Below are 6,923 nucleotides of genomic sequence, written 5' to 3'. Positions count from 1 at the left end.
GGATTTCGAACGTTTCGACTGGATCCTGTGTGCCGACGAGGCCAACCTGCGTGATGCCGGGCGCCTGGCGACGGCGGCCCAGCGTGAACGGCTGGCGTTGTATCTGCCCTGGTCCGGCGGGCAGGGGCGGGTAGCCATCCCTGATCCCTACACCGGCGGCAGCGATCATTTCGAACAGGTCTGGTCGCTGGTCGACGATGCTGCAAAACGTGCGGTGGCACGACTGTTGCATGACGCCGACTCCGGCATAATCAGGTCATGAACGTCCAGCCCGTCCCGGACCTGCCCGAATTCGCCACCTGGCTCAATGCCACCCCCTGCACCCTGACCGAACTGCGCGGCCGGCCGGTCGCGCTGCTGTTCGTCAATGCGGCCTCCGCCTGGAGTGCGCAACGCCTGGCCGAGTTCGGCCAATGGCTGTCGCGCCACCCGGGCAAGCTGCAGCCGCTGGTGCTGCAGGTGCCGCGTTTTGATTTCGAACGCGATGCCACGGCCGCACTGAAGCTGCTGCGCCGTCAGGGCCTGACCATGCCCGTGCTGCTCGATGCCGACTGGGATGGCTGGCGCCGCTTCGGCGTCACCGCCTGGCCGACCATGGTGCTGCTGGACGCGCAGGGCCGTGAACAGCAACGGCTGGTCGGGCAGGGCGCGCCCGGTGAACTGGAGCGCGCCTTGAACGCGCTGTGCCAGGGCGCACCTTCGGCGCCGCCGCGTGGCGGCAGCGAACTGCATCCGGAACCGCGCCAGGCCCTGCGCTTCCCGCAGGGGCTGGCGGTCAGCACCGAACGTCTGTACATCGCCGACAGCGGTCATCACCGCATTCTCGAATGCAGCCATGGCGGCCGCATCCTGCGTCAGTTCGGCCTCGGCACCGCCGATTTCATGGATGGCAATCTCGCCGAAGCGGCGTTCCACCGCCCGCAGGCGCTGGTGCTGGAGCGCGATTCGCTGTACGTCGCCGATACCGGCAACCATGCCGTGCGCGGCATCAATCTGCTGACCGGCATCGTCGACACGCTGTGCGGCAACGGGCGACCCGGCGCGCCGGTGGAGGGCCCGGTGGCGCAGGCGCGGCAGGTCTCGCTGGACCATCCGGTTGGCCTGGCCATCGCCGACAACCAGCTGCACATCGCAATGGCCGGCGACAACCGCATCTGGAGCTACCACCTGGGCCAGCGCAGCCTGCAATGGCGCGCCGGCAGTGGTTCCATCGACGAGCGTGATGGCAGTGGCCATCTGGCTGCCTTCGCGCAACCGACCGCGCTGGCCGTGGTGCAGCAGGTGCTGTACGTCGCCGATGCGTTGGGATCCTCGATCCGTGCACTGCAACTGCGTGGTGACCTGGTGCAGACACTGGTCGGGCAGGGGCCGTGGCGCTTCGGCAGTGAAGACGGCCCGCGCGCGCAGGCCAGCCTGCAGTTCCCGCAGGCGATCGCACTGGGCGCGGACGCCCCGCTGCTGTGGATCGCCGACACCGGCAACGGTCGCCTGCGCACGCTGCGCCTGGGCGGCGGTGAACTGACCACCCAGCCGCTGCCGCGCCGCCTGCACGGCCCGGCTGGCCTGGCCGTGGGCGCAGGTGCGGTGTGGATCGCCGAGACCGACGCCCATGCCGTGCTGCGATTCGACCCCGACAGCGGCGTGCTCAGCGAAGTCCCGATCAGCGAATGACCGACGTTCCCGCCCCGGCCTTCAACGGCAAGGCCTTCGCGGCCCAGCTCAGCACCGCCCCCGGCGTGTACCGCATGTACGCGGCCGACGACACCCTGCTGTACGTGGGCAAGGCGCGCGCGCTGCGCAACCGCGTCGGCAGCTATTTCAACGGCAGCCCGAAGAACGCGCGGATCATGTCGATGATCTCGCAGATCACGCGCATGGACGTGACCGTGACGCGCTCGGAAGCCGAGGCGTTGCTGCTGGAGAATCAGCTGATCAAGTCGCTGTCGCCGCGCTACAACGTCTCGCTGCGCGACGACAAGACCTACCCGCATGTGCTGCTGACCCGCGAGGACTGGCCGCGCATCGCCCTGCATCGGGGCCCGCGCGCCATTCCCGGCCGCTATTTCGGGCCGTATCCGGGCGTGACCGCAGTGCGCGAAACGCTGAACCTGATGCACAAGCTGTTCAAGCTGCGCAGTTGCGAGGACAGCGTGTTCCGCAACCGCTCGCGGCCGTGCCTGCAATACCAGATCGGCCGCTGCAGCGCGCCCTGCGTGGAGCTGGTGCCGGCCGCGGACTACGCCGAATCGGTGCGCCGTGCTGCGCTGTTCCTGGAAGGCAAGAGCGACGAGCTGACCCGCGAGCTGGGCGAGCAGATGCAGGCCGCCAGCGAGGCCCTGGAGTTCGAGCAGGCCGCGCGCCTGCGCGACCTGATTTCCTCGCTGCGCAGCATGCAGACGCGCCAGTACGTGGACGGCCGCGCCGCCGACCTGGACGTGCTGGCGGTGGCCATGCAGGGTTCGCAGGCCTGCGTGCTGCTGCTGGCTTTCCGCGATGGCCGTAACCTCGGCACCCGCCCGTTCTTCCCGCGCACCAACGGCGAGGAGAGTCCGGAGGAAGTGCTGGCCGCGTTCGTCTCGCAGTACTACATCGAATTCGAGCCGCCGCGCGAGATCCTGCTGGATCGCGAGATTCCCGATGCCGACCTGCTGGTTGCGGCGCTGTCGGCCTCGGCCGAGCGCAAGGTGCAGCTGAAGTGGAACGTGCGCGGCGAGCGCGCCGGCTATGTGGAGCTGGCCAGCCGCAACGCGCAGCTGACCCTGGCCACTGAACTCAACAGCCGCAATGCGCAGCATGCGCGCAGCGATGCACTGCGCGAGATGCTGGGCCTGGCCGAGCCGGTCAAGCGGGTCGAGTGCTTCGATATCAGCCATACGCTGGGCGAGGCCACTGTGGCCTCGTGCGTGGTGTTCGACGCCGCCGGTCCGGTGCGCGCGCAGTACCGCCGTTTCAACATCAGCGGCATCGAGCCGGGCGACGACTATGCCGCCATGCGCCAGGCCATCGACCGCCGTTTCCGCCGCGCGGTGGAAGAGCAGGGCGTGCTGCCGGATGTGCTGCTGATCGACGGCGGCGCCGGCCAGCTGGCACAGGCCCAGGCCGCGCTGGCCGACCTGGGCGTGGAAGGCGTGCTGCTGGTGGGTGTGGCCAAGGGCGTGGAGCGCCGCGCCGGCCATGAAGCGCTGGTGATGCCCGACGGTCGCGAGCTGCGCCCCGGCGCGGCCAACCCGGCGCTGCAGTTCATCCAGCAGGTGCGCGACGAGGCGCACCGCTTTGCCATCACCGGCCACAGGGGGCGCCGCCAGAAGGCGCGGATGACCAGCAAGCTGGAGGATATCCCCGGCATCGGGCCGCGCCGCCGCGCCAGCCTGCTCAAGCATTTCGGCGGTCTTGTGGGCCTGAAAGCCGCTGGCGAAGCGGAAATCGCCAAGGTGGAAGGCATCAATGACGCCCTCGCGGCACGTATCTACGCTAACCTGCACGGGTTGGCCACGCCTGATGCGGCCGAGTAGAGAGAGAAGCACGCAAGCATGAAGTTGACCCTGCCCACCTGGCTGACGTTGTTGCGGATCGTAATGATCCCGGTGCTGGTGCTGGTGTTCTACCTGCCCTACACCTGGACCAACTTCGCTTCGGCGGCGATCTTCGGCCTGGCCGCGATCACCGACTGGCTCGACGGCTGGATCGCACGCCGTTACCAGCTGGAGTCGGCCTTCGGCGCGTTCCTCGACCCGGTCGCGGACAAGCTGATGGTGGCAGTAGCGCTGTTCCTGATCGTGCAGGGCCATCCGACGCCGTGGATGGCATTCTGGGCGGCGGTGATCGTCGGCCGCGAGATCGCGGTATCGGCGCTGCGAGAGTGGATGGCCGAGCTGGGCCAGCGCGCCAAGGTGCGCGTGGCGATGATCGGCAAGATCAAGACCACCGCGCAGATGGTCGCGCTGCTGTGCCTGCTGTATTCGGTGGCGCCAAACGTACCGGTGGAAGACATCTGGATGGGCTGGCCGGTGTTCCACATCGGCGACTGGACCCTGGCGATTGCCGCGGTGCTGACCCTGTGGTCGGGCCTGCAGTACCTGCACGCCGCTTGGCCGAGCCTGCGCGATGACGAGCGCGCCGCGCGCGAGCGTGCACGGCAGAAGAAGCTGGGCAACTGAGCCCCGGGGTCGGATCCCTTTCCGCAGGAAAGGGCTCTGACCCCACGGTTGCTGCCATCCACGCATGGCGTGGATCTACTGGAAATGCTGCATCCAGGGAGGGCGGATCAATCGGTTTGCGGAGATGCCGTGGTAGATCCACGCCATGCGTGGATACGCGGTGCAAGGCGACTCGCAGGCCCCGAAAAAACCGCTTGACGCCATTCCCAGAATAGGTAGAATTTCGCCTCCCAAGCGGGAATAGCTCAGTTGGTAGAGCGCAACCTTGCCAAGGTTGAGGTCGCGAGTTCGAGTCTCGTTTCCCGCTCCAGATTCAAGAAGAACGCTCCCGACAGGGGGCGTTTTTCGTTTGCCTGGCGCCTGCTTCATCCCCACTTCACCGCCACTCCTTCGCCTCGCCACGCGCCAGTTCGAAGCTGCATCTGTGTTCCTCCAGAACGATGCAGCCATGCCCCAAACTCCTTCCGCCTACGACCATGATGTGGTCATCGTCGGCGCCAGTTTCGCCGGTGCCGCCTGCGCATTGGCCGCTGCCCAGTACGGGCTGCGCGTCTGCGTGGTGGAACGCAAGGCCGACCCCGGCGGGCGGCTGCACACCACCGGCATCGTGGTGAAGGAAGCGATGGAGCAGACCTGGCTGGGGCGCATGCCCGAACATCTGGTGCAACGGGTCGCCAACGTGCGCCTCTATGCGCCGAACCTGCGCAGCGTATTGCTGGCCGCACCGGGTTACTACTTCCTCACCACCGATACGCAGAACCTGATGCGCTGGCTGGCCAGCGAACTGCATGCGAACGGTGTCGACCTGCGCCTGCAGCAGTCCTTCACCGACGCCCATCGCCGCGGTGACGGCTGGCAGGTGGAAGGGGCAGGGAGCTGCGCCTATCTGGTTGGCGCCGATGGCGCGCGCTCACGCGTGGCCCGGCGCACCGGCCTCGGCCAGGTACGTGACAACCTCTACGGCGTAGAACGTGAGTTCGCCGGTCAGCAGGTGGCGCAGGGCGATGCGCTGCATTGCTTCGTCAGCAAGCGCTACGCCCCGGGCTACATCGGCTGGGTCGCCCAGAATCCGAGCGGTCTGCAGGTCGGGTTGGCGCTGCGTCACGATCCGCAACGGGTGCGGCCGCCGGACATTGAGGGTTTCCTCGACCACGTGCGCGGTGTGGTCAACATTCCGCCTTCGGCGCGCCCCTCGGCCACCCGCGCCGGCCTGGTGCCCTGCGGCCGACCGGATGGTCCGATCACTGGCCACCGGCTGATCCTGACCGGCGACGCGGCGGGCATCGTCTCGCCGCTCTCCGCCGGAGGTATCCACTCCTCGTGGCGGCATGGCTGGGCGGTCGGCGAGGCGATTGCCCGCCATCTGCGTGGGCAAGGGCCGGAAGCGGAACGGGTGGCGCAGCAGGTGGCGCCGGCGTTCCATGGAAAGCGCCTGCTGCGCTGGGCGATGGATCATCTGCAGGTGGACTGGCCGTTCAACGCGCTGCTGCATACGTCCGCCACGAGGCGCATCGCCGAGCAGATCTATTTCCATCGTCGTGGCGTACGCGCGTGAAGGGTGCCGGCAGGCGTGCCTGGGCGCCGTCCCTCGCTTCCCGTGAAAATTCCTGTTGACGCCGTGCAGCAATATCGACACAATAGCGCTCCTTCGACGCAGGTCGAACGAAATCTGCGGGAATAGCTCAGTTGGTAGAGCGCAACCTTGCCAAGGTTGAGGTCGCGAGTTCGAGTCTCGTTTCCCGCTCCAGATTCATGAAGAACGCTCCCGAAAGGGGGCGTTTTTCATTTGTCATGATGTTTGCGGCAGGGGCCGCTACAGTCGCGCCACAGCATCTTCATAGCGGGCGTGATATCACTCGCCCGGCGTGACGAATCCGAGGTCAGTGTCGCAATCGGAATGGCGGGACGCATCGGTCGTGGGGACGACCGCAGGCGAGGGAAGCGGAGAGCGCGTCAACAAGACGCAATGGCCTGGATGTTGCACCAGCGTTCCGCGCGTCGCATGCACTGAAAGGCTGGCGAAAGGCCAACACCATCGTTGCCTGAACCGCACGCGTGTTGTGACCGTTTTCGGACCAATTCTCCATGTTCGCTCCACAATCGCACGGTAGCCTTCATGCTCCTTCTACACGTTGGCGGGCTGGTGGTCAGGCGTATCACTCCAGTGGCAGTGCCCAGGACCGGGCGCGGACTCTCCCTGCAAGCATTGCTGCGCCCGGGCGCACTGCTGACCAGCCTGGCGCTGGCAGGTTGCATGTCGGTGCCGGCTCCGGACCTGCCTGATCGCACCCCCAGCACCTGGACCCAGGTGCCGCAGGGCCAGGGCGTGGCGGTGGAGGCCAGGCAGTGGTGGAAGGTGCTGGCCGACCCGGCGCTGGACGGCCTGGTCGATCAAGCCATCGCCGGCAACCTTGATCTGCAGCAGGCCACGTTGCGCCTGCAGGCAGTGCGGATCGTCGCCGGCACCTCGGATTCGCGCTTCCTGCCGGAGATCTCGGCCAGCGCCAAGCAGGTACAGGACGCCGCCGCGGTCGACACCTATTTCCATGCGGGCATCGAAGCGATCTGGGACCTGGGCCTGTTCGGCGCCGCCGAGAGTGCCCATCTCAGCGCGCAGGCCTCGGCCGGTAATGCCGAGGCGTTGCGCAATGCCGCACAAGTGGCGGTGATTGCCGACGTGGTGCGCAGCTATCTGGACCTGACCGTAGCGCAGGCCCAGCAGGATCTGCTGGTCAGACAGCAGGCCGTGGATGATCGCGGCGAACA

General features: G+C 67.3%; 5 protein-coding genes, 2 tRNA genes and 1 pseudogene. All 8 read left to right on the top strand.

Annotated features, from left to right (window positions below; all coding sequences use genetic code 11):
* Window positions 1–262, top strand: a pseudogene (locus tag N5E02_RS19500) (low molecular weight phosphotyrosine protein phosphatase); the annotation flags it as partial.
* A complete protein-coding gene (locus N5E02_RS19495) occupies window positions 259–1,671 on the top strand; it encodes a hypothetical protein (protein WP_279946635.1) in 1,413 nt (470 codons plus the stop codon). The pseudogene N5E02_RS19500 and the gene N5E02_RS19495, both read left to right, overlap by 4 nt.
* A complete protein-coding gene (gene uvrC, locus N5E02_RS19490) occupies window positions 1,668–3,512 on the top strand; it encodes an excinuclease ABC subunit UvrC (RefSeq protein WP_005415984.1) in 1,845 nt (614 codons plus the stop codon). The genes N5E02_RS19495 and uvrC overlap by 4 nt, the downstream gene beginning before the upstream one ends.
* Before the next feature lie 18 nt (window positions 3,513–3,530).
* Window positions 3,531–4,157: a CDP-diacylglycerol--glycerol-3-phosphate 3-phosphatidyltransferase gene (gene pgsA, locus N5E02_RS19485; protein WP_005412825.1), complete on the top strand. Its 627-nt coding sequence runs from the start codon at window positions 3,531–3,533 to the stop codon at window positions 4,155–4,157.
* A 234-nt stretch (window positions 4,158–4,391) separates the two neighbouring features.
* Window positions 4,392–4,467: transfer RNA gene (locus N5E02_RS19480), tRNA-Gly, on the top strand.
* A 138-nt stretch (window positions 4,468–4,605) separates the two neighbouring features.
* Complete coding sequence (locus N5E02_RS19475; RefSeq protein WP_262219739.1) at window positions 4,606–5,712, top strand: NAD(P)/FAD-dependent oxidoreductase; 1,107 nt, start codon at window positions 4,606–4,608, stop codon at window positions 5,710–5,712.
* A gap of 116 nt (window positions 5,713–5,828) precedes the next feature.
* A tRNA-Gly gene (locus N5E02_RS19470) sits at window positions 5,829–5,904 on the top strand.
* A 369-nt stretch (window positions 5,905–6,273) separates the two neighbouring features.
* A partial coding sequence (locus tag N5E02_RS19465; RefSeq protein ID WP_279946634.1) for a TolC family protein occupies window positions 6,274–6,923 on the top strand: 650 nt, incomplete at its 3' end.

This window comes from Stenotrophomonas sp. GD03777 (genome assembly GCF_029842485.1).
GTDB lineage: Bacteria > Pseudomonadota > Gammaproteobacteria > Xanthomonadales > Xanthomonadaceae > Stenotrophomonas > Stenotrophomonas sepilia.
The sequence above is the reverse complement of the archived record's forward strand: the minus strand, read 5'-3'. Positions and strand labels throughout refer to the sequence as shown.